The organism is Pseudanabaena sp. UWO310, assembly GCF_006861605.1.
GTDB lineage: Bacteria > Cyanobacteriota > Cyanobacteriia > Pseudanabaenales > Pseudanabaenaceae > Pseudanabaena.
Genome location: NZ_SELU01000032.1, coordinates 36558 through 57695, shown reverse-complemented (window position 1 = coordinate 57695; position 21138 = coordinate 36558). Strand labels below are relative to the sequence as shown.

The 21138-nt window shown below is 44.8% G+C and carries 19 protein-coding genes; 8 read left to right on the top strand and 11 right to left on the bottom strand.

Annotated features, from left to right (window positions below; all coding sequences use genetic code 11):
- Positions 1-138: 138 nt before the first annotated feature.
- The 3 genes from PseudUWO310_RS12335 to PseudUWO310_RS12325 form a co-directional block, all read right to left on the bottom strand.
- Positions 139-720, bottom strand: a complete 582-nt coding sequence (locus PseudUWO310_RS12335) for a thylakoid membrane photosystem I accumulation factor (RefSeq protein ID WP_009627349.1) — start codon at positions 718-720, stop codon at positions 139-141.
- A 236-nt stretch (positions 721-956) separates the two neighbouring features.
- Positions 957-1724 carry a GTP cyclohydrolase I gene (folE, locus tag PseudUWO310_RS12330; RefSeq protein WP_009627348.1) on the bottom strand — a complete coding sequence of 256 codons (768 nt, stop codon included), beginning with the start codon at positions 1722-1724 and terminating at the stop codon, positions 957-959.
- Between the two features lie 536 nt (positions 1725-2260).
- The gene (locus tag PseudUWO310_RS12325; protein ID WP_142601657.1) at positions 2261-3007 is read right to left on the bottom strand and encodes an SDR family oxidoreductase; all 747 of its coding nucleotides are present in this window, start codon (positions 3005-3007) and stop codon (positions 2261-2263) included.
- A gap of 38 nt (positions 3008-3045) precedes the next feature.
- Between PseudUWO310_RS12325 and PseudUWO310_RS12320 the strand changes: the two genes are divergently transcribed.
- Complete coding sequence (locus PseudUWO310_RS12320) at positions 3046-3618, top strand: hypothetical protein (RefSeq protein ID WP_142601654.1); 573 nt, start codon at positions 3046-3048, stop codon at positions 3616-3618.
- A 129-nt stretch (positions 3619-3747) separates the two neighbouring features.
- On the opposite strand, the gene PseudUWO310_RS12315 is transcribed toward PseudUWO310_RS12320, so the two are convergent.
- Positions 3748-4272, bottom strand: a complete 525-nt coding sequence (locus PseudUWO310_RS12315; protein WP_142601652.1) for a hypothetical protein — start codon at positions 4270-4272, stop codon at positions 3748-3750.
- A gap of 101 nt (positions 4273-4373) precedes the next feature.
- On the opposite strand from PseudUWO310_RS12315, the gene PseudUWO310_RS12310 reads away from it, so the two are divergent.
- Entirely contained in the window at positions 4374-4826 is a 453-nt protein-coding gene (locus PseudUWO310_RS12310; RefSeq protein ID WP_009627913.1) for a peroxiredoxin, read from the top strand.
- Between the two features lie 234 nt (positions 4827-5060).
- Here PseudUWO310_RS12310 and ispD read toward each other — a convergent pair whose 3' ends face one another.
- From ispD to PseudUWO310_RS12295, 3 genes are all read right to left on the bottom strand, one after another.
- Positions 5061-5765: a 2-C-methyl-D-erythritol 4-phosphate cytidylyltransferase gene (gene ispD, locus PseudUWO310_RS12305; RefSeq protein WP_142601650.1), complete on the bottom strand. Its 705-nt coding sequence runs from the start codon at positions 5763-5765 to the stop codon at positions 5061-5063.
- A gap of 3 nt (positions 5766-5768) precedes the next feature.
- Positions 5769-5987, bottom strand: coding sequence for a DUF2839 domain-containing protein (locus PseudUWO310_RS12300; RefSeq protein WP_009627911.1), 219 nt, complete (start codon positions 5985-5987; stop codon positions 5769-5771).
- A gap of 248 nt (positions 5988-6235) precedes the next feature.
- Complete coding sequence (locus PseudUWO310_RS12295; RefSeq protein ID WP_142601648.1) at positions 6236-7381, bottom strand: ABC transporter ATP-binding protein; 1146 nt, start codon at positions 7379-7381, stop codon at positions 6236-6238.
- 524 nt (positions 7382-7905) lie between these two features.
- Between PseudUWO310_RS12295 and PseudUWO310_RS12290 the strand changes: the two genes are divergently transcribed.
- Positions 7906-9099 (top strand): class I SAM-dependent methyltransferase, encoded by a 1194-nt coding sequence (locus PseudUWO310_RS12290; RefSeq protein WP_142601646.1) that lies wholly within the window; start codon positions 7906-7908, stop codon positions 9097-9099.
- 130 nt (positions 9100-9229) lie between these two features.
- On the opposite strand, the gene PseudUWO310_RS12285 is transcribed toward PseudUWO310_RS12290, so the two are convergent.
- Entirely contained in the window at positions 9230-10096 is an 867-nt protein-coding gene (locus PseudUWO310_RS12285; protein ID WP_142601644.1) for an alpha/beta fold hydrolase, read from the bottom strand.
- 252 nt (positions 10097-10348) lie between these two features.
- On the bottom strand, positions 10349-11146 hold the full coding sequence (locus tag PseudUWO310_RS12280) for a sulfite exporter TauE/SafE family protein (RefSeq protein ID WP_142601642.1): 798 nt from the start codon (positions 11144-11146) through the stop codon (positions 10349-10351).
- A 223-nt stretch (positions 11147-11369) separates the two neighbouring features.
- Between PseudUWO310_RS12280 and PseudUWO310_RS12275 the strand changes: the two genes are divergently transcribed.
- From PseudUWO310_RS12275 to prmC, 4 genes are all read left to right on the top strand, one after another.
- Positions 11370-11999, top strand: coding sequence for a CHRD domain-containing protein (locus PseudUWO310_RS12275; RefSeq protein ID WP_142601639.1), 630 nt, complete (start codon positions 11370-11372; stop codon positions 11997-11999).
- A 296-nt stretch (positions 12000-12295) separates the two neighbouring features.
- Complete coding sequence (gene serA, locus PseudUWO310_RS12270) at positions 12296-13879, top strand: phosphoglycerate dehydrogenase (protein WP_142601637.1); 1584 nt, start codon at positions 12296-12298, stop codon at positions 13877-13879.
- Between the two features lie 216 nt (positions 13880-14095).
- Positions 14096-14242 (top strand): hypothetical protein, encoded by a 147-nt coding sequence (locus tag PseudUWO310_RS22930; RefSeq protein WP_190316003.1) that lies wholly within the window; start codon positions 14096-14098, stop codon positions 14240-14242.
- Positions 14243-14295: 53 nt separating this feature from the next.
- Entirely contained in the window at positions 14296-15219 is a 924-nt protein-coding gene (gene prmC / locus PseudUWO310_RS12265) for a peptide chain release factor N(5)-glutamine methyltransferase (protein WP_142601635.1), read from the top strand.
- Positions 15220-15332: 113 nt separating this feature from the next.
- Here the strand turns inward: prmC and PseudUWO310_RS12260 are convergent, their stop codons facing one another.
- Positions 15333-15833, bottom strand: a complete 501-nt coding sequence (locus PseudUWO310_RS12260; RefSeq protein WP_142601633.1) for a Tic20 family protein — start codon at positions 15831-15833, stop codon at positions 15333-15335.
- 127 nt (positions 15834-15960) lie between these two features.
- Entirely contained in the window at positions 15961-16470 is a 510-nt protein-coding gene (locus tag PseudUWO310_RS12255; RefSeq protein ID WP_142601631.1) for a Tic20 family protein, read from the bottom strand.
- Positions 16471-17066: 596 nt separating this feature from the next.
- On the opposite strand from PseudUWO310_RS12255, the gene PseudUWO310_RS12250 reads away from it, so the two are divergent.
- Positions 17067-21071, top strand: coding sequence for a magnesium chelatase subunit H (locus PseudUWO310_RS12250; RefSeq protein ID WP_142601629.1), 4005 nt, complete (start codon positions 17067-17069; stop codon positions 21069-21071).
- Positions 21072-21138: the final 67 nt, after the last annotated feature.

The following is a 21138-nucleotide window of genomic DNA, read 5'->3' as shown; positions in this document are numbered from 1 at the left end:
GCGTCGCCCATCCTTACCTATAGGATTAATAATCTTATATCAAATTACAAAATGGCTACGCCATTTTATAATTTTAAAACCCTTACTGGGTTTGGGTTTCAATCCCCAAAAGTGTTGCCACACTTTTGGGAATTGGTATTAAGGATTGAGTTCGTTGATTACTTTATCGGTTTTGCGGAATTTTAATTCGGCAGGAGCATCGGGTAGTCCGAGCAGATTACGAATCGCGGAGTCGAGTTCTTCAAAACCAAATACACCCTCGCGATCAAAGCTAACTTTACCATCACCAGAAATCAGTACCGTTTGGGGAACTGTGCCCTTGAAATAGTAGGCTTCTTCGGTGGGCGCGTAGTTCTTTTTTTGTAAGTCCAAGCTATCCACAGGAACGGCAATTAGACTGATGGTCTTGCCGTAAAAGCCTTGGGCTAGGTTGAGAATGGGTGAAAATCTTTTGCAGTCGGCACTGTCATCAACGTAGAAAACGACCATGGCGGCACGTCCTAGTTCGAGGGATTGGGCGAGGCTAATTCTTGGGGGGACAATAGAGCCATTGCCTCCATAGAGGGCAAAAATATTACCATCGTAAGTGTCATCGGTAAGCTTGGCATGAACGGGTTGTACCCCAGCAAAGAAAGACCCCAGCAATATACTTAGGCTTATACAACTTGCGATCGCTACACATAAAATCAAATTCAAAGATCGCTTCAGCCAATTTTTCATCATCTTTAATATAAAAAATATAAAATCTTCTACAAAACACTATAGATGCTAGGGCTCACAAATTATAGCTGTCGCCAAGTGTACTAATACCAATTCCAAAAATGGCAACGCCATTTTTGGAATTTCAAACCTTTACTAGGCTTGAAATTGCTATAAGACATAAAACCCAATAATTGAGTGGCGGCGCTTCGCGCCGCCACTTAATTATTGGGTTTTAATTTAAAGCAATGAGGATTTTACGAATCGCCAAATCCGTGAGCGCGAATCAGATCGAAAAATTCTTTTTTCATATGGGGGTCATGTCTAAAGGAACCACGCACGATCGAGTTAACCATCTTGGTTTCGGGTTCTTTGACTCCACGCCAAGTCATGCACATATGCTGAGCCTTAATCACAAAGGCTAACCCCTTAGGCTTAATCAGGTTTTCAATAGTATCGGCAACCATGATGGCAGCTTCCTCTTGGATATGGGGACGGCTCATGACCCAGTCCACAATACGATTAAACTTGGAAATGCCAATTACGCGATCGCTTGGGACAATCCCAATCCATGCTTGACCAACGATGGGGACAAAGTGATGAGAACATGCTGAACGTACGGTAATCGGACCGAGGGTGTAGATCTCGTCGAGTTCCTTTGCATTCGGGAAATCTGTAACCTTGGGCATGGGATGGTAGCGCCCCTTGAATACCTCATCCACATACATCTTCGCTACCCGACGGGCAGTTTCTTTGGTGTTGTGATCGTTTGCTGTGTCGATAATTAAAGAGTCAAAAACACCTTGTAATTTTCCTTCGATTTCTTTCTTTAGCTCTTCTCGTTCGGTATCGCTGATGTGATGAGCGATCGAGTCATTGGCAAAAAAAGGATCGCCTGCTGCGATCACCCGCTCACGAATAATTTGTGAAATTGCTTTTCTAGTAGATAAAGACTCGCGGACTTTTGCAGTTTTGGAATCGTTCTCAGAAGTGTTGCTGACAGGGCGAGAAATACTGATCGTCATGGTGTGATACTTACTAAATATCCAGTGGATTAATTTAAAACCGAGGAAGCCGAAAAAATACCGAGAAAACAGTAAATGAACATCAAAATTTCTGGTTTGAATAGAGCCAAAGGTACCTGCATAAAAAGGCGATCGACTAATAATTCAAACTATAAAATTTAATATATTCTCCCATATTCGCAGATCTGTAGAAGCTATTGCGTCTCTCAATAGATTGACATTTCTAATCGTGGTTTAACATGCCAACATAATTCTAGACTATTCCTTGATGGCTTAAGCGCTTCGGGGTTAAGGTTCAGTTAATCCCATCCGTTGGATAGAGGATATCTCTCGCAAATTTTTCTGTGGGTAGAGTAGTGATTGAGTAGTGATACTTTTTATTGAGTAGGCAGTTGATAAGCTGAAATACTCAATGATAAATACTTATTAATTTTTCTGTAATACGCAGGATTTCTATAATAGGTAGTTCGGCATAATTAAACCCCCAAAGATAAGTGGCGGCGCAAAGCGCCGCCACTTATCTTTGGGGGTTTTGGCTAAAAAGTGCCCGCATTGGGCATTAGTACAAGCTCATTGACTATGGCATCGGCGGGAAGATTTACTAAAGCCATGATTGACTCAGCAACGGTCTCAGGTCGGAGCATGGCAGCCCGATTGAAACTTGGGGGGACTTTATCGCCAAGGCTGTCCCATAGTGGGGTATCGACGGAACCAGGACAGATGGACATGATCTTGATGCCGTGGGACTGTTCTTCGGCAGCGATCGCTTGGGTCAATCCTAATAGAGCAAATTTACTGGCACAGTAAGCCGCCCAGTTGGGAAAACCTTGCTTACCTGCAATCGAGGCGACGTTGATAATTGTGCCGTTTTTCTGCGATCGCATTGTGGGCAACACCGCCTGTAAGCTCAGAAATACACTCGTAAGGTTCAGGTCAAATAATTTCTGCCATTCGGTCAGGGGCATATTGATCAGTTCACCAATATAAGCCATCCCTGCGTTATTGATTAAAATATCCACACCGCCCATATCGGCAACGACCGCTTGCATTTCGCTAGAAACCCGCTCCATCTTGCCTAAGTCAATGGCATAGGCTTTAGCATGACTGTGGATGGGCAATTCGCTAAGAATGCGATCGGGATTGCGACTTACAAGCCCTACCTCTGCACCCGCTTGTAAAAGCCTCAGCGCGACTTCTTTGCCAATTCCACTACTTGCACCAGTAACAATCGCCCGTTTGCCTGTTAATTTCTCTAGCAATTTACCTGATACTGTATCTGTCATGGTTTAACTTGTTTTCCTTGATTCTACGTCAACAGTCTATGTCAAAAAAAGTAGGACGCAGCTTTTGGTGGCTATGGCTAATTGCCAATATTGTTGGCAATACGCTATTACCCTGCTTCATTTGGGAAGATCCCTACGATCTGCGATCGCGTATTTTTCTTAATGAGATTCTGCATGGTGTGGGGCTTTCTATTGCCCAATCAATGGTGTTGCGCGATCGTTTTGCCAAGGAAGGTTGGTGGCTGCCCCTGACTTTATGTGGCTGGAGCATGGGGTTAGCGATTGTGTTTTTTACGCCATCCCTATCGCTGCGGGCGCAGGAACAAAACTTATCAACCCTCTCGATTTTGGTGATCGATTTTGCAATTATCGGCACAATTGTGGGGATATGCCAGTGGCAATTACTGAAATCGTTTCGTGCGGGCGGGTTGTGGCTGTTTGCCAGTGCGATCGCCCTTTCGTTAAGTGCCCTTGGACTAAATCTCGGCTATATGTTGCAATCTAGCCTGCTAGCAAGTGTATTGCAGGGAGCGATCTATGGGTCGATTACAGGATTAGCAGCTATTAAAGTTTTGCGATCGCCAAAGCTACTGCCCAAGGCAAAAAAGTAAGCAGCCGCATATTTATAGCTGTAGCCAGTTATGTCAGGACAAAAACAAAACCCAGAAGAGTGTTGCGGCGCTTCGCGCCGCAACACTCTTCTGGGTTTTATGTCTTAACTTATTTGGCTATAGCTATACCTAGATTTCTGACTGGGATTCGACAAACCGTAAATCTCTTTTTAAGAAGGTTTTTTCGCCCGTATCTGTCTCCACTGTAGCCCGAATCAAACTAGTTTTGGTTACTAATAACTTTGCCATGTAATAAGGGCTATCGGGTTCGAGAATCAAAACACGATCGCCTATCTGCAATGGTCGAATCGTCGGAATTGGCATTGAGTTCTGCTGTTTTTGCAGGTTGCGATCTGCGTCAAGATTTGTATGGCGATCGTCTTTAGTAGAACGCTCAACCGTTGCCGTAGAAGAGATCCGATCTTCGAGCAGTTTTTCTACATATTGCCGAAGTTTTTGCTCCAAAGCCATTTCTAAAGCAGAAAACCGCTCTTCCTCAAAATCCTCGTTTAAAATATGCTGTAAGCCCTGAATTACTAATTCAGATTCTGTTTTGCCCGTATTTTCAACCTTAGCTAACAGGGCTGCATAGATTTCGCTCGATAGTTCGATCGTTAGGAAATGATTAGGAGATTTAATGTCAGATCGTTCCATGGAAGTATTCTTGATAAGATGATGTTTGGCTGCGAAACAAGTTCTCTGCTCCAGTCTAAATCCCAAATCAAAAGGCTCAAAATTAAAGAATAGGAAAATCTATGCCTGTCGAAGTCGGTCAAAAAGCTCCAGATTTTACTTTACCTAGCGATCGCGGTGATATTACCCTCAGTCGCTATGCTGGTAAAACTAACGTTGTACTTGCCTTTTACCCTGGCGATTTTTCTCCCCTCTGTACTAGTGAAATGCAATGTTTTGCAGATGATTGGACAAAATTTCGGGAAGCAGGAGCCGAGATTTTAGGTATTAGTACCGATCCCATCGAAAAACATCTGGCATTTTCTAAAAAGTTGGGGCTGCAATTTCCTCTACTCAGCGATCGCAATCAAGAAGTCTGCAAAAAATATGGCGTTGCAAGTTTGTTTGGCAGCAAACGCGCCTATTGCATTATCGACATACAGGGCATTGTCCGCTACATGCATATTGAATTTTTGCCCATATTTAAACGCGAAGATAACGAGCTGTTGGTCGTTTTACGAGGCTTAAAGGCTTAATTGAATGATACTCCCTTCCCAGTCAAGAAATAGTGGTGCGGGGCAAAGCCCCGCACCACTATTTCTTGATTGGAAGGGAGTAGTTAATTTGAGAAAATACTAAGTAATACCAATTCACGAAAGTGTGACAACACTTTTGTGAATTAAAAACCAAACCCAGTAAGGGTTTTTAATTCACAAAATGGCTACGCCATTTTGTGATTTGGTATAAGGGAAGTCCTGAGGACAGCTAGGCTAGCTTTTGAGTTTATTGCTCGATGAGCGTTGCTTCAAGATAAATTCAGCGATCGCCAGATCCTGTTGCGTCGTAACTTTGAGATTGGTTTCTTCTCCCATGACAATCTTTACCGCTAATCCCACCTTTTCTAATAAGGCGGCATCATCGGTGACTTCCCATCCTAACTCTAAGGCTTTGAGATGAGCATTTTTGAGCGTTTCCAAATGGAATCCTTGAGGCGTTTGCGCTGCCCAAAGATGATCGCGATTAGGAGTATCAACAATGGTCAAACCATCAACGACTTTAATCGTATCTTTGACGGGAACGGCCGCAATAAAACCTTGCATCCTCTGTAAAGCCGCATCACAGCGATCAAATAGCTCTGGTGTCGCTAAACATCTCGCGCCATCATGAATTAAAACGCGATCGCAGTCCGTTGGTAAAGATTTTAAGCCATTAAATACGGAAGCTTGACGAGTTGCCCCACCTTGAATCAGACGAATTGGTTTCAGTTGACTAATCTCATTAAATATCTGTTGAAAATCTGGATAGTCATGGGGCTGAGCCATCACGCCAATCCAAGCGATCGCCTCCGAAGCGATCGCCGCTTCTAATGTCCATTGCAAAATTGGTTTATCGATCAGGGGTAGCAACAACTTATTGCGATCGGCTCCCATTCGTTTGCCGCTACCCGCCGCAGGAATTAATAAATGACAGGTCATAAGTTAGTCAGCTAAGTGCCACCAACCGAAGGCGGGACCAATAAATCGAATCGTTATCCAAATCGCAATGGTTACGCCAATGCCATACCAAGCTGCTTGAGTCGAGACTTCGACAAATTTATTTGCCTTGTCCTTGGTCAAAAAAGGGATCCAAGATGCTACAGGCTCAGAGGTTCCATACTTTTCGCCCATGACTTCCTTGCGGCGCTTTGACTCGCCCATGGCTAATAATCCTCACAAACTAAATAATTCATCTCATAATATCAGCAGATAAGTAGCTGGGCATAATTAAAAACCAGATCCAAGAGCTGTAGCGCACGCTGCGCGTGCGCTACAGCTCTTGGGGTTGAGCCTAGCTACTTACTTACAGCGCTTTGCGCTCAAACCCAAACAAAGGAAATTTTTGAAAGCCTTGCATAGCAAGGCTTTCAAAAATTTCCTTGGGGTTCATTTGATCTATAATTGCTGTATTACTTATAAGGATGGTGCAATGTAGCGCCTGACTGGATATCAAAGGCATAGAGCTTATTGAGATCGAACCGCCAGAAACTGCGATCGCCAATTTGCCAATGGTGTTCTAAACCAACATCCGCCGAAACTCTCGCTCTCAATTCGCCATCTGGCAACTTTAACAATACAATCGTTTCCGAGCCGAGCGCTTCCACTAGTTCCACCGTTCCCTCAAGGTGAGCAGTTTCTGAAGTTGCAGGTTGTAAATCTTCAGGACGGAATCCTATCGTGAAAGAGCGATCGCGCCCAACTTCTTTCAGAGGTAATTCATGAATGGCGATCGGGTTGAGCAAACTTTCTCCCAGTAAAGAGCCATCGCCATTGACTCGCATGGGCAAGAAATTCATCGGTGGCGACCCCATAAATCCAGCTACAAAAATATTTGCAGGTTGGCGATAGATATTTAGAGGTGTATCTACCTGTTGAATATCGCCTTTATTTAAAACCACAATGCGATCGCCCATGGTCATTGCTTCTACTTGATCGTGCGTCACATAGATCGTCGTTACTTGCAATTGTTTCTGTAACTGAACGATCTGCGATCGTGTATCACTCCGTAGCTGGGCATCCAGATTTGATAAAGGCTCATCCATCAGAAATACTTGAGGATTACGTGCGATCGCTCTTCCCAGCGCCACCCGTTGTTTTTGCCCCCCCGATAATTCCTTAGGTTTGCGGGTTAATAAATGAGAAATTTGCAATGCTTCTGCAACCTGCTGCACTCTTTGGTCGATCTCGGCAAGGTGTTTTTTTCTGGTCGCATTAAACCAAGATAAGGGAGATGAATTGAGCGATCGCTGTCTTCTCAAACCAAAGGCAATATTGTTATAGACGGTCATGTGTGGATAGAGCGCATAACTTTGAAATACCATCGCAATGTCACGTACTTTAGGTGGCAAATGATTGATCTGGCGATCGCCCAGATAAATGGAGCCATCACTTAACTCTTCAAGTCCTGCAATTAGGCGTAGCAGCGTACTTTTGCCACAGCCCGAAGGTCCCACTAAAACCAAAAACTCCCGATCGTTCACTTCGAGATTGATATCTCGAAGTACGATATTTTGTCCAAATTTTTTGGTAACACCACACAAATGCACGGGAGCCATCGTAAAACATCCTAATCAAATCGATTTTGAGACCTTTTGCATCACCGAAGTTAAAAATCTCAAAGCTAATTTTATCCCTTCCCGTCCGAATAATTCCGAATAATACCAATTCCCAAAATGGCGTTGCCATTTTGGGAATCTCAAAACCTTACTGGGTTTAGTTTTTAATTCACGAAAGTGTTGTCACACTTTCGTGAATTGGCATAACATAGCTACCATCAACAGCATCAGGGCATAAAGCCCAAAATAGTGTTGCCGCGCTCCGCGCGGCAACACTATTTTGGGCTTTAATTTTGTCCTAACAAGATTGGCAGCAGCTATACCAATTCAAAAAATGGCAACACCATTTCTCAAAGCTCAAAAGTAAAAGCCTTGCGTAGCAAGGCTTTTACTTTTGAGCTTTTAAAATTTGCCAGCTTAACCCGAACTGACGTTATCAAGGAATATTGAGGGGGAGCCGATAACCAAGGCAATACTGACGTTAAAATATTAAACCAATAATAAAACAATTCTAAAAAATATCTATGTCCGATTCCAAGGTCAGTGCTGCCGTAGCGAGCCTTTACAATACCTATCCCTTTCCCCCAGAACCAATCCTAGACGAACCACCTCCTGGATATAACTGGCGTTGGAATTGGCAGGCTGCCTATAACTTTTGCACTGGGCAAAAACCTGCTAAAGACAATATTCGGATTCTTGATGCTGGCTGTGGATCGGGGGTCAGCACTGAGTATCTGGTGCATCTCAATCCTGAAGCAAATGTCGTGGGGATTGATCTTAGTGAAGGAACCTTAGCTGTCGCCAAGGAACGTTGTAAAAGTTCGGGAGCAACTAGAGTCGAATTCCATCATCTCAGTTTGTTTGATGCCGATCGCCTTGAAGGTGAATTCGATCTGATCAACTCGGTCGGAGTCCTCCACCATACTGCCGATCCCATTCGAGGCATTCAGGTACTAGCTAATAAGCTTGCGCCTGGAGGACTGTTGCATATCTTTGTCTATGGCGAATTAGGACGTTGGGAAATTCGTTTAATGCAAGAAGCGATCGCCTTACTACAAGGCGATCGCCGTGGCGATTTTGTTGATGGCGTAAAAATTGGTAGGGAAATCTTTGCTAATCTTCCTGAAACAAATGCTTTACGCCGTCGCGAGAAAGAACGTTGGGAAATGGAAAATACACAGGATGCCTGTTTTGCTGATATGTACGTGCATCCCCAAGAAATTAATTACAATGTGAATACCGTATTTGAATTAATCGATGCATCGGGATTAGAATTTCTTGGCTTCTCAAACCCACAGGTTTGGGATTTAGCGCGATTAATTGGCAAAGTACCCGACTTAATGGAACGATCGCAACATCTTACAGAACGTCAACGCTATCGCCTGATCGAAGTTCTTGATCCCCATACAATTTCGCATTACGAGTTCTTTTTGGCACGTCCACCTATTCCTAAAAAGACTTGGCAAGTTGACGAAGATTTACTTGCCGCAATTCCCGAACCTAGCCCCTGTATCTATGGCTGGAAAGATAGTCCCAACTTCTTCGATTATAATTATCAGCTTGCGCGTATCAGCGATGCTGAATGGAAGTTCCTATTAGCTTGTGACGGGAATCAGACAAAACAGCAAACTGTCGCTCAGATCTTACAATCCGTGGAGGCAAGCTTAGATGATGTGCGATCTCTCCAAAGGCAACAGGTGATTCTTTTGCAGGTTTGAGAACCTACTTCCCATTAATGATGAGCGGTACAAAGTACCGCCCATCATTAAATATTTATACCAAGTAGAGCATACCGCCCGCACAGCGGGCGGTATGCTCTTCTGGTTTTTATTACTTATGCCTAGCTACTTAGATGCAAGAGGAGGCTACGGGTTTAGCTAATAAATCTAATAGAAGACGATGTAATAGATTTGTCTGTTCTAGCATTGCCATATGTCCACAATTAGGAAGCTCAAATACATTTTCACCATAGCCATTAAATGAAGGATGAAAACTTGCTAGGTGGCGTACGTACTTCGGCTCCATAATATTATCATTTGCGCCAGCTATGAAATAAATAGGTTGGCTTAGCTTGGAGACGATTTGCGGTAATTTATGAACTTCTTCTTCACTGGTCGAATCGAGCAAAGTTCCCTTTGCGGCTGCATACTTAGCAGACACAAAATCGATCGCTCGTTGTTTTCCCCAAAATAGATCCAGAGGGCTTTGAACGCTATCCTTCGCAAATTGTGCGTGGATGGGAGGTAGATTTTGTAACCAACGGGGGCGCAACTTTAAAATAATTTTGCCAGCACTCCGAAATTTTTCAAACTCTTCTTTAATATAAATTCCCCCCCCCGCATTGAGACAAACCACACCCAAAATCCGATCGCTTAACAAACTTGCTGCCCACAAAGCGATCGCCCCTCCGAGGGAATGCCCCACCAACCAAACTTGAGAAATTTCTAAACGATCCAGTAACTCTTCGAGATCCCTTGCGTAGCTAATTAGGGAATATTCATCGCGATCGCCAATTTCAGATAGTCCAAACCCTCTTAAATCGTAGGATAAACATTGAAAATCTAGCTGTAAGCGATCGATTAGCGGTTTCCAGTAGGCTTGACTGAGCATCCAACCATGTAAAAAAGCGATGGTCGGAGCTGGATGGCTGTCAACAGGAGGCGCAGGCGTGAGGTTATAGCTGTGTTTTGCTCCTTGAATGATGACATTAGACATATAGATAAAAGCCTATAGTTACAAACTAAATGCGATCGCTAACCCGATCATATAGCAAGACTAGGGTGTAAATCCCCGAAGTCACCAGTGAGATAATTCCCATACATCCTCAAAAATAACCCTCATTGCTATTTTTTTACGATTTTCCTGAATCCTTACCCTAACAAAGAAGGCTGGCGCGAAGCGCCAGCCTTCTTTTCTAACTCTGTATTGCGACTAGTAATACCCTTGACAAAAGCCATATCCTTTCAACTAGGGCAGCCAACTTTTCACAAAAAAGTAAAGGGTCATCGCCGCACCAACCCCAATTACAAAACGTCTCACAATGATTGGCGCAATTTTTTGGGCATAGTAAGCGCTGATATAACCACCGATAGATGCCCCGATCGCGGCGACCGCCCCCTGTTGCCAAAGAATTACCCCAGCGAAGACAAAGGGAATCACGGTAATCGCATTAATACAACTGGTTAAGAGGGTTTTATAAGCATTCATCCGATTAATGTTGGTCATTCCCATCAGGGCAAAGGAGGCGAGAAACAAAATTCCCATGCCGCCACCAAAAAAACCTCCATAGACCGCTACCACCAACTGCAAAATTGTAATCAATACCGTTCTCAAAGATTGGAGTTGGGCGAATTTCGACTGTTGCTTTTCGACCCAGACCGTCAGTTTTTTGCTAAAGGCAAAAGCGAGCGTCGCAGTAAGCAACAGGTAGGGGAGAATGCGTAAAAAAACGATCGGTGGCGTTTTGAGCAGCAAAATTGCTCCCGCTAATCCACCGATCGCCCCCAGCACACAAATTTGGATCAACGCTCGCTTGTCCTTGGCAAATTCCTGACGATAGGCTCCTGCACTAGCTAAGGTACCTGGCAATAAAGCGATCGAATTGGTCGCATTGGCAGGGATCGGCGAAATACCAACAAACATCAGTACAGGAAATAAAATAAAGCTTCCTCCTCCAGCAATTCCATTTAGACCTCCTGCTAGCATTGCCGCCACAAAAATCAGTAAATACTGCACAACCACGAAATATACCCCTTGCAGAAGCACTGCAATAAATCCAAATCTATCTTTTGCACGTAAATACTTTTAGTCGTAAAACATCTAGCAAGAGTTGTATAGCTCTTTTCAGGTGATTTAAGTAGCTAGGCACAAAATATAAAATCCAAAAACCTGTGGTATAGGCTGTGTTTGTGCCACAGGTTTTGTCTCAGGCTTTTAATTATGTACGGCTACTTAAGGCAAAAACATTTTTTGAACGCGTTAAACAACTATGATTCAGTTTCTCAGAAAGCCACAGAAATTCTTATCCAGTCTAGTTCTTAGTATTTGTGTCTGTTTATTTGCCATCAATATTAGCGCTCCCGCCCATTCCGTAAATCTTGCAGCGGTTAACCCTCAGCTAATTGATACCGCTATAAATTATCAGCACCAAGCCGAAGCTGAACTAATCGCCGAACAAACATCGATCGGTCAAAGTTATACCTTCACTCGCTTTGCAGCAATTTTGACAGGGGATGAAATCTACCCAAATGCCGTATCGACAGCGGCGGCGGGTGTCGTAGGAGCAGCCCTTAATGGCGATCGCTTGATTGTCCGTGGTGGTTTTTACGATCTAAGTAGCCCCTTACGAGACTATGCCACAGATCCTTTAGTACCTCCCAATCCCAACATTACATCGGGCGTACATATTCACAAAGGCGCACCTACTGCTAACGGAGCTTTCCAGTATGCTTTGCAAGTTACCGTTAATCCCAATGGCTTAAGTGGTGGGCTTAAAGGTGAATACAAACTCACCTCCGAACAGCTCCAAGCTTTGAACAGTGGTGGATTATACGTCGATCTTCACACCAAAGCTAATCGTGCAGGTGAGCTGCGAGGTATTTTGAAATTACAGTCATAAAACCCTAAAGAGAGCCGTAGTGCTAAGCACTACGGCTCTCTTTATTGCTCTCAAAGAGGCTTGATTTTAAACGAACCTCTCTCTTTTAGGTGTTGCCAAGTGTTGACGAAATGCGGGAGCGTTCATTTTTGCTTTAATATTATTGATGTAAGCAATTATTGCCGTCTTAGTGTGTCTAAGCTGCGTGATATCTGGCGTTTATCTTGCATTTATTTTGAGTTAATTCAAGTGCGTTTAGGATTTAGAGCGTAGCCGCAAACTTTCCGCTATAGGCACTGGTACATTTTTTAATCGTTATGCCCAAAGTTCTCGTTTCTGACCCCATCGATCAAGTTGGTATCGATATCCTTTCTCAAGTCGCCACCGTTGACGTAAAAACCACCCTCAGCCCTGAAGAGCTGATCCAAATTCTTCCTGAATACGATGCGATCATGATTCGCTCTGGCACCAAACTCACCAAAGAAGCAGTCGAAGCTGGCAAAAACCTCAAAATCATCGGTCGTGCTGGTGTTGGGGTCGATAACGTAGACGTTCCTACCGCCACTCGCATGGGGATCGTGGTTGTCAACTCCCCTGAAGGCAATACGATCGCCGCCGCCGAACATACGATCGCGATGATGATGTCGCTCTCCCGCTTTATCCCTGCGGCAAACCAATCTCTTAAAGGTGGTAAATGGGATCGTAAGAGTTTTACTGGCGTTGAAGTTTATAAAAAAACGCTTGGTATTCTCGGTTTAGGAAAAATCGGCTCCCATGTCGCTACCGTTGCTAAGGCTCTAGGAATGCGCATTCTTGCCTACGATCCATTCCTAACCGCAGAGCGTGCGGAGAAACTGGGCGTACATTTAGTAGAACTGGAAATTTTGTTGCGTGAAGCCGATTACATCACGCTCCATTTGCCAAAAACGAAAGAAACCCATCACTTAATTAATGCCGATCGCGTAGCGATTATGAAGGATGGTGTCCGAATCATCAACTGCGCTAGGGGCGGGATCATCGACGAAGTGGCGATCGCCGCGGCCATTAAGAGTGGTAAAGTCGGCGGCATTGCCCTTGACGTATTTGAAAACGAACCCCTTGAAGCGGAATCGGGCTTACGTGAACTCGGAGCTAATGTAATCTTGACTCCTCACCTCGGTGCATCTACCGAAGAAGCTCAAACTAACGTAGCCGTTGACGTAGCTGAGCAGATTCGCGATGTCTTGCTTGGTTTACCAGCGCGATCGGCTGTTAACATTCCTGGGCTGCGTCCCGATGTATGGCAAAAACTCAAGCCCTACCTCCAACTTGCCGAGATGCTGGGCAATCTGGTCGGACAACTGGCGGGAGGACGTGTGGATACGCTCAACGTCAAGCTCCAAGGTGAAATTGCTAACAGCGAAAGCCAGCCAATCGTGGTAGCGGCTCTTAAAGGCTTGCTCACTCCTGCTCTGCGCGAGCGCGTTAATTTTGTTAATGCCAGTATTGAAGCCAAGGAACGCGGCATTCACGTTACCGAAACCCGCGATCCTTCCGTAGAAGACTACAGTGGTTCGATTCATCTCACCGCCCATGGTAGCCAAGGTCAACAGTCCGTAACTGGTGCATTGCTTGGTAAGTCCGAAATTCGGATTACTAGCATTAATGATTTCCCAATCAACGTTGCGCCTACGCACTATATGCTCTTGACCCTGCACCGCGATATGCCTGGCATCATTGGCAGACTGGGCTCTCTCCTTGGCAATTTCAATGTCAATATCGCCAGTATGCAAGTCGGTCGTCGCATGGTGCGCGGTGAAGCCGTCATGGTCTTGAATATTGACGATCCCTTACCTAGTGGTTTGCTAGATGAAGTCGTGCATATTCAAGGCGTAACGGATGCCTTTGTGGTCAAGCTGTAAAGGATTGCCAAGGCAAAGCTTTAAAAACTAATTGCTTCTTTAGGACATAAAACCCAAGAATTAATTGGCGGCGCTTCGCGCCGCCAATTAATTCTTGGGTTTTGATTTGTCCTAATTCAAGTGACTGTAGCTATAATTCACAAAAGTGTTGTCACACTTTCGTGAATTGGTATAACTACTTAGATGAAATCAAGTTAAATTTAGTGGACATGCTTTATGTCAAATACAAAGGAATATATTTCTTCGGAAAAGTATCGTCAAATGTTGGTACGTGATGGCGATCGCCGTTTTCAAGAATGGCATAGTAGCTATCTCAATTACCAACGGGCTTATCTCGCAGATATGAATAAACGGAAAAAGTAAGGAAAAGGCTCGCTAAGCGAGCCTTTTGTTATAACATATGAAAAAATTAAGTTATGAATTTCTGGGAATGGTACGATCGCAATTTATTAGCAGCCAAACAACATGATGTTCCCGTTTATGAATTAGATTGGCTCGTATTACGACAAACGCAGTTAGATAAACTGGACTTAAGATTACGATCGCCAAATATCACGCAAAAAATTACACCCTCAGCCTTGGCTAATCTCGATCGCCTCTGGCATCAAAGATTAAGCGATCGGGTACCAGTGCAATATTTAACGGGCTCTGTAACATGGCGCGATTTAGAACTAGCAGTCACTCCTGCCGTTTTAATTCCCCGTCCAGAAACGGAATTAATCATTGATCTTGTGGCGGAGTTGGTGGCTCAAAGTAGTCAAGCTGAGACTTACCATAATGGAATTTGGGTAGATTTAGGCACGGGTAGCGGCGCGATCGCGATCGCTTTAGCCAAACATTTCCCCCAAGCGCAAATTCATGCCATCGATCTGAGTGAATCCGCCTTAGAAATTGCGCAAATTAATGCCGATAAACATGGTCAGCAAATTCAATTTCATCATGGGAGTTGGTTTGAACCCTTAGCCAAATTAAATTTGCAAAATAAGCTAGCGGCAGTTGTTTCTAACCCCCCCTACATCCCCAGCCATGAAGTTTTAAAGCTACAGCCTGAAGTTACCAATCACGAACCCCATTCAGCTCTTGATGGTGGTAAAGATGGGCTTGATGATATTCGGAATTTAGTCAATGCTGCACCAGAATATTTAATTTCTGGCGGACTTTGGATTGTGGAAATGATGTCTGGACAAGCGGAAACTGTGCGATCGCTTTTACAGGTCAACGGTAGCTATAGCAATATCCAAGTCCATCAAGACTATGCAGGAATTGAAAGATTTGTATCGGCTAATCTCACATATAGCTACAGTCACTTGAATGAGGACAAATCAAACCCCAAGAATTGAGTGGCGGCGCTTCGCGCCGCCACTCAATTCTTGGGGTTTACATTTAGCGATAGCTATAAAAAACCAAAAAAACTGTAGCGCACGCTGCGCGTGCGCTACAGTTTTTTTGGTTTTTAACGTACTTGATAGTAGGCAACATCAGAAATCACAGGCATTTCGGCATACTTGCCGCGTATGCATTGAAATACGGAATAGGCAAATGCAGCCGTAATGCCCAAAAAAGTAACACTAGCGATAATTTGTAATAAAAAGGGGAAAAAAGCCACCTTGCCCAAGATTACGGATAACAACTCAGCGATCGCTCCGACCAGAGCCACTACAATATCTAATAGCAAAGCTTGCATCGCATTAAAGCGCGTAAAATGGTTGACCTTATAGCTTCTAACTACAAAAATAAATACACAGAACCAAGTGACAAACCGAATCGAAATAAAATCAATAATTGAAATTGACAAAATTTGGTTGAGTTTGATCACTGGCAAAAAAACGATTAACAATGGCGGAAATTGAATAAACAAGAATGCCCCGAATATCACAACTGCGGCGATCGGTAATAGGTAAGTTAAGCTCGCGTATAGCCGATCTAAATAACTGACTGAACTACGTCGTACCATAAATCATGTTTGGTTTCTAAATCGTTTGGGTTTATTGAGTTCAGTATGGGGGTATGAACCGATTAAATCTATCTATAATTCGCACTGAATATTCGCACTGAATATTTGTACTGAATATTCGCACTGATTATAATTCGCACTGAAATGAAGCAGCTTGTGAGAGAGTAGGAATATCGGAATACTCGCCTTTAATACTATGATAAATCGCGTAACCAGCTAATAGGGTTGTGCCGATAAAGATGGTATTAGCAATAGTCGCATTAATTACCGATGGTAATGCATCGCTAGATATCTGCTCGACTAACTGAAAGAGAAGTTGAGCGATAAACAACGCTATCTGCATTAGTAAAGCCTGCATCGTATTGAACCGCACGAAATGAGGAACGCGGGCATCCCTTACCACCAAAAAGAAAAGCCCCATAAACAGAAAAAATTCTCCCGTCAAGCCAAGTACGGGAACTAGGGGAAATGCTAAGACATTGCCATACAACCAGATAAACGGGAAAAAGGGAAATAGAAGAATAGGGAACTGTTGAAAGAGGACAGCTCCATAAATTACGCCCGCTGATAACGGCAAGAGATAAGGTAAACAACTATAAAATCGATGCAGAGGTGTTGCAGGTTGCTGCCATGTCATAGCGATTTCCTTCAAGTTTTGGGCTTGTAGTGAGCTGGGTACAAGCACGATTTTAGCTCAAATATCCTCAACATCATAGCTAACGCAATGTTTGAGTTAGTGGCGATCGCCACCAAGGAGCATAGCAGGGCAAAGCACCTCTATGCTCCCTAGTATGCTCTTGGAGATCCGATAATGCGGCCCTTAATGCTGCCTTGTGATATAGCTACAGTCACTTGAATGAGGACAAATCAAACCGCAAGAATTGAGTGGCGGCACGAAGCGCCGCCACTCAATTCTTGCGGTTTATGTCCTAATACACTTGGCGACGACTATATATGGAGCAATTCCTTACTAAAGTTAAAGAGATTTAAGAAAAATTTACATTTACTCGTCATAAAGATGAAGAAGTGTAACAATATGTAAACAAATCAATTTCAAATTATTGCATTTATTGCCCAAAATCAACCACGGCAATGGTTGTCTGGTATTAAATAGTGAATAGGTATAAATCTTTAATTGCTAATTGTTACATCCTGTAACAGTTCAAGCAACAAATAACCAAACGCAATATATACAATCCCCAAAAAATCAGGACAGTAATTTAAGGAGACTGCATGTTCACTTCTGTGCCACCGATCGCAACATTATCTGGTAGACGTATCATTCCCGAAACTCTACAGGGTCGGGTCTTAATGAAGTTGGTCTATGTAGTGCTTGAACCCCAATATCAGAGCGCTATGTCGGCGGCTGTAAAGTCAATCAACAAAAACAACCCTCATCTGGCGATCGAGGTAAATGGCTATTTAATCGAAGAGCTACGAAGTCCAGAAAATTACGAGTCCTTCAAAGAGGATATTGCCGCAGCCGATATATTCATTGCTTCGTTAATTTTTATTGACGATCTGGCGACCAAGATCGCCCTTGCCGTTCAACCCCACCGCGATCGCCTATCGGCTTGCGTGGTCTTCCCCTCGATGCCAGAGGTGATGCGCCTCAATAAGATGGGTAGTTTCAGTATGGAAAATCTGGGGCAGTCGAAAAGTGCGATCGCCCAGTTCATGCGGAAGCGTAAAGAGAAATCGGGCAGTTCTTTTCAAGACAGTATGCTCAAGGTCGTCCAAACCCTGCCGAAGATTCTCAAGTATATGCCGATGGACAAGGCTCAGGATGCGCGCAACTTTATGTTGAGCTTCCAGTATTGGTTGGGGGGATCGACGGAAAATCTCGAAAACTTTTTGTTGATGTTGGCACAAAATTACCTGCCAACGGTCAAAGCCCGCGCAAAAGAGCGTGGAGCCGCTCCTCTGCAAATTAAAGATCCCGTTACCTACTTGGATATGGGGCTATGGCATCCCCTCGCCCCCAAAATGTTCGAGAGTACCGCCGAATATTTAAACTGGTTTAACGCCCGTACCGATATTCCCGAAGAGATGAAAGATCCCCTCGCCCCATGCGTGGGTTTACTGATGGCAAGAACGCACCTCGTCACGGGCGATGACGCGCATTATGTGGCGATGGTGCAGGAATTGGAATCCATGGGCGCAAGGGTGATTTCTGTATTCAATGGTGGACTAGATTTCTCGAAGGCAGTAGAGGAATATTTTTACGATCCCAAGCAAAAGGATCGGGCAATCGTCGATAGTGTGGTTTCCCTTACTGGATTTGCTTTAGTTGGAGGACCTGCAAAGCAAGATCACCCGAAGGCGATCGAAGCCCTCGAAAAGCTCAATCGTCCCTACATGGTCGCTTTACCTCTCGTCTTCCAAACCACGGAAGAATGGCAAGATAGCGATCTCGGTTTGCATCCAGTCCAAGTAGCCCTACAGGTCGCCTTGCCAGAGCTGGATGGAGGACTCGATCCGATCGTGCTCTCTGGTCGCGACAGCGCGACAGGTCGTTCCCATGCCATTGGCGATCGCTTAGAAACGATTGCAAGTCGGGCGATTAAATGGGCAAATCTCCGCCGCAAGCCTCGCCATGAGAAGAAACTCGCCATCACCATCTTTAGCTTCCCTCCCGACAAGGGCAACATCGGTACGGCTGCTTACTTAGATGTTTTTTCTTCCATTCATAAAGTAGTGGAAGCTCTCGGCAACAATGGCTATGATGTGCAAGGATTGCCAAAGACCTCCCATGACATGATGTCTGAAATTCTGCATAACCCCGAAGCAATGGTTGGCAGCCCAGAATTAAATGTTGCCTATCGAATGTCAGTGAGGGAATACGAAGAGAATACGCCCTATGTCGATCGCATTATCGAGCAATGGGGACCCGCTCCAGGACATCTCAATTCCGACGGTCAGAACCTGATCATTTACGGTAAGCAATACGGAAATATCTTCGTTGGCGTGCAACCGACCTTTGGATATGAAGGCGACCCTATGCGTTTGCTTTTTAGCAAATCTGCCTCACCCCATCACGGTTTCGTCGCTTACTACACCTATCTCAACCATGTTTGGGGAGCCGATGCCGTGCTTCACTTCGGGACTCACGGCTCGATGGAGTTTATGCCTGGCAAACAGGTAGGTATGTCGGGCGAATGCTTCCCCGACAGCTTAATTGGTGCATTGCCTAATATCTACTACTATGCGGTCAATAACCCATCGGAAGCAACGATCGCTAAACGTCGCGGTTATGCCACGATCATCAGCTACATTACCCCAGCACCTGAAAATGCAGGCTTGAGCCGCAACTTGCAGGAACTAAGCGAACTGATCGGTTCCTATAAGGATCTGCGCTTAGGAAGTCGTGGCGTGCAAATCACCAATACGATCATGGACAAGGTGCGCTTGGTAAATCTCGATAAGGATGTGGAACTTCCTGAACAGGATGCCAAGGAAATGTCCCTCGAAGAACGTGATAACGTCATCGGTCAGGTTTACAACAAACTGATGGAAATCGAGTCCCGCGTTCTCCCTTGCGGGCTGCACGTTGTCGGTGAGCCTCCCAAAGTTGAAGATGTCACCGATGTGTTGACCAGTATTGCTAGTTTCGATCGCCCCGAAGACAAGATGAAGTCGCTTTTGAGAATCATCTGTGAAAGCATCGGACGCGATATCGAACAGCTTTACAAATCCAGCGACAAGGGTATTTACGCCGATGTGGAACTCTTGGCAAACATTCGGGCGATCGCTAATAAATCTGTAGGCGCATTAGTCAAAGCTAAAGCTGATGACGATGGCAGAGTTTCCAAACTCTCCGTTCTCAACTTCTTTAGAATGGGCAAAACCGAACCTTGGATTGAAGTTTTCCAAGAGAATGGCTATCCCAATGTCAATAAAGATGACATCAAGCCTCTCTTTGAATTCCTAGAGTTCTGTCTCAAGCAAATCGTTGCCGACAACGAACTGGGTGGATTGATTCGCGCCCTTGAGGGTGACTATATCTTGCCGAGTCCAGGTGGAGACCCCATCCGCAATCCTTTGGTACTGCCTACAGGCAAGAATATGCATGCCCTCGACCCCAACTCGATTCCGACGAGTGCGGCGGTACAGGCGGCGAAAACCGTCGTTGATCGCCTTTTAGAGCGTCAGCGCCAAGATAACAATGGAGTTTATCCCGAAACGATCGCGGTCGTACTGTGGGGAACCGACAACATCAAGACCTACGGCGAATCCCTCGCTCAAGTTCTCTGCATGATCGGCGTGAAGCCCATGCCCGATGCCCTCGGTCGCATCAATCGTTTAGAGTTAACTCCTCTCGAAGAATTGGGTCGCCCCCGCGTCGATGTCGTCGTTAATTGCTCTGGCGTATTCCGCGATTTATTCGTGAATCAAATGGACTTGATCGATCGCGCCGTGCGGATGGCAGCCGAAGCCGATGAGCCTTTGGAAATGAACTTTGTAAGGAAACACGCGATCGCCCAAGCCGAGGAGTTTGGCTTAACCATTAGCCAAGCGGCTACCCGTGTATTTAGTAACTCATCGGGTTCCTATTCCTCCAACGTTAACCTCGCTGTGGAAAATAGCACATGGGAAAACGAAGAAGAATTGCAACAGATGTATCTATCGCGTAAGTCCTTCGCCTTTGGTGGCAATGTCAGCAATACCCAACAGCGTCAGCTTTACGAAGCCTCCCTGAAGACCGTTGACATGACCTTCCAAAACTTGGACTCCTCAGAAATCAGTCTCACCGATGTATCCCACTACTTCGACTCTGACCCCACCAAGCTCGTTGGCAGTCTCCGTAAGGATGGCAAGAAACCTGCCTCTTTCATTGCCGACACCACGACAGCCAATGCTCAAGTTCGCACCTTGACTGAGACTGTCCGCCTCGATACCCGCACCAAGATTCTCAATCCTAAATGGTATGAAGGAATGCTCAAGAGTGGTTACGAAGGTGTGCGCGAAATCTCCAAGCGCCTTGTGAACACAATGGGCTGGTCGGCAACGGCTGGCGCAGTGGATAACTGGGTTTACGAAGATGTCAATGATGTCTATGTGAACGATAAAGAGATGTGCGATCGCCTCAAAAATCTCAACCCCAATTCGTTCCGTAAGATTGTTGGCACTCTGCTAGAAGTCAATGGTCGCGGCTATTGGGAAACCAGTGAAGAGAATCTCGATAGATTGCGTGAACTCTATCAAGAACTCGAAGACCGCATTGAAGGTGTAGAGTAGAAATTAAAAAAGGCGGCGTTTGCGCCGCCTTTTTTATAGGAAAAATTACTGTTGATATAATGTTAAA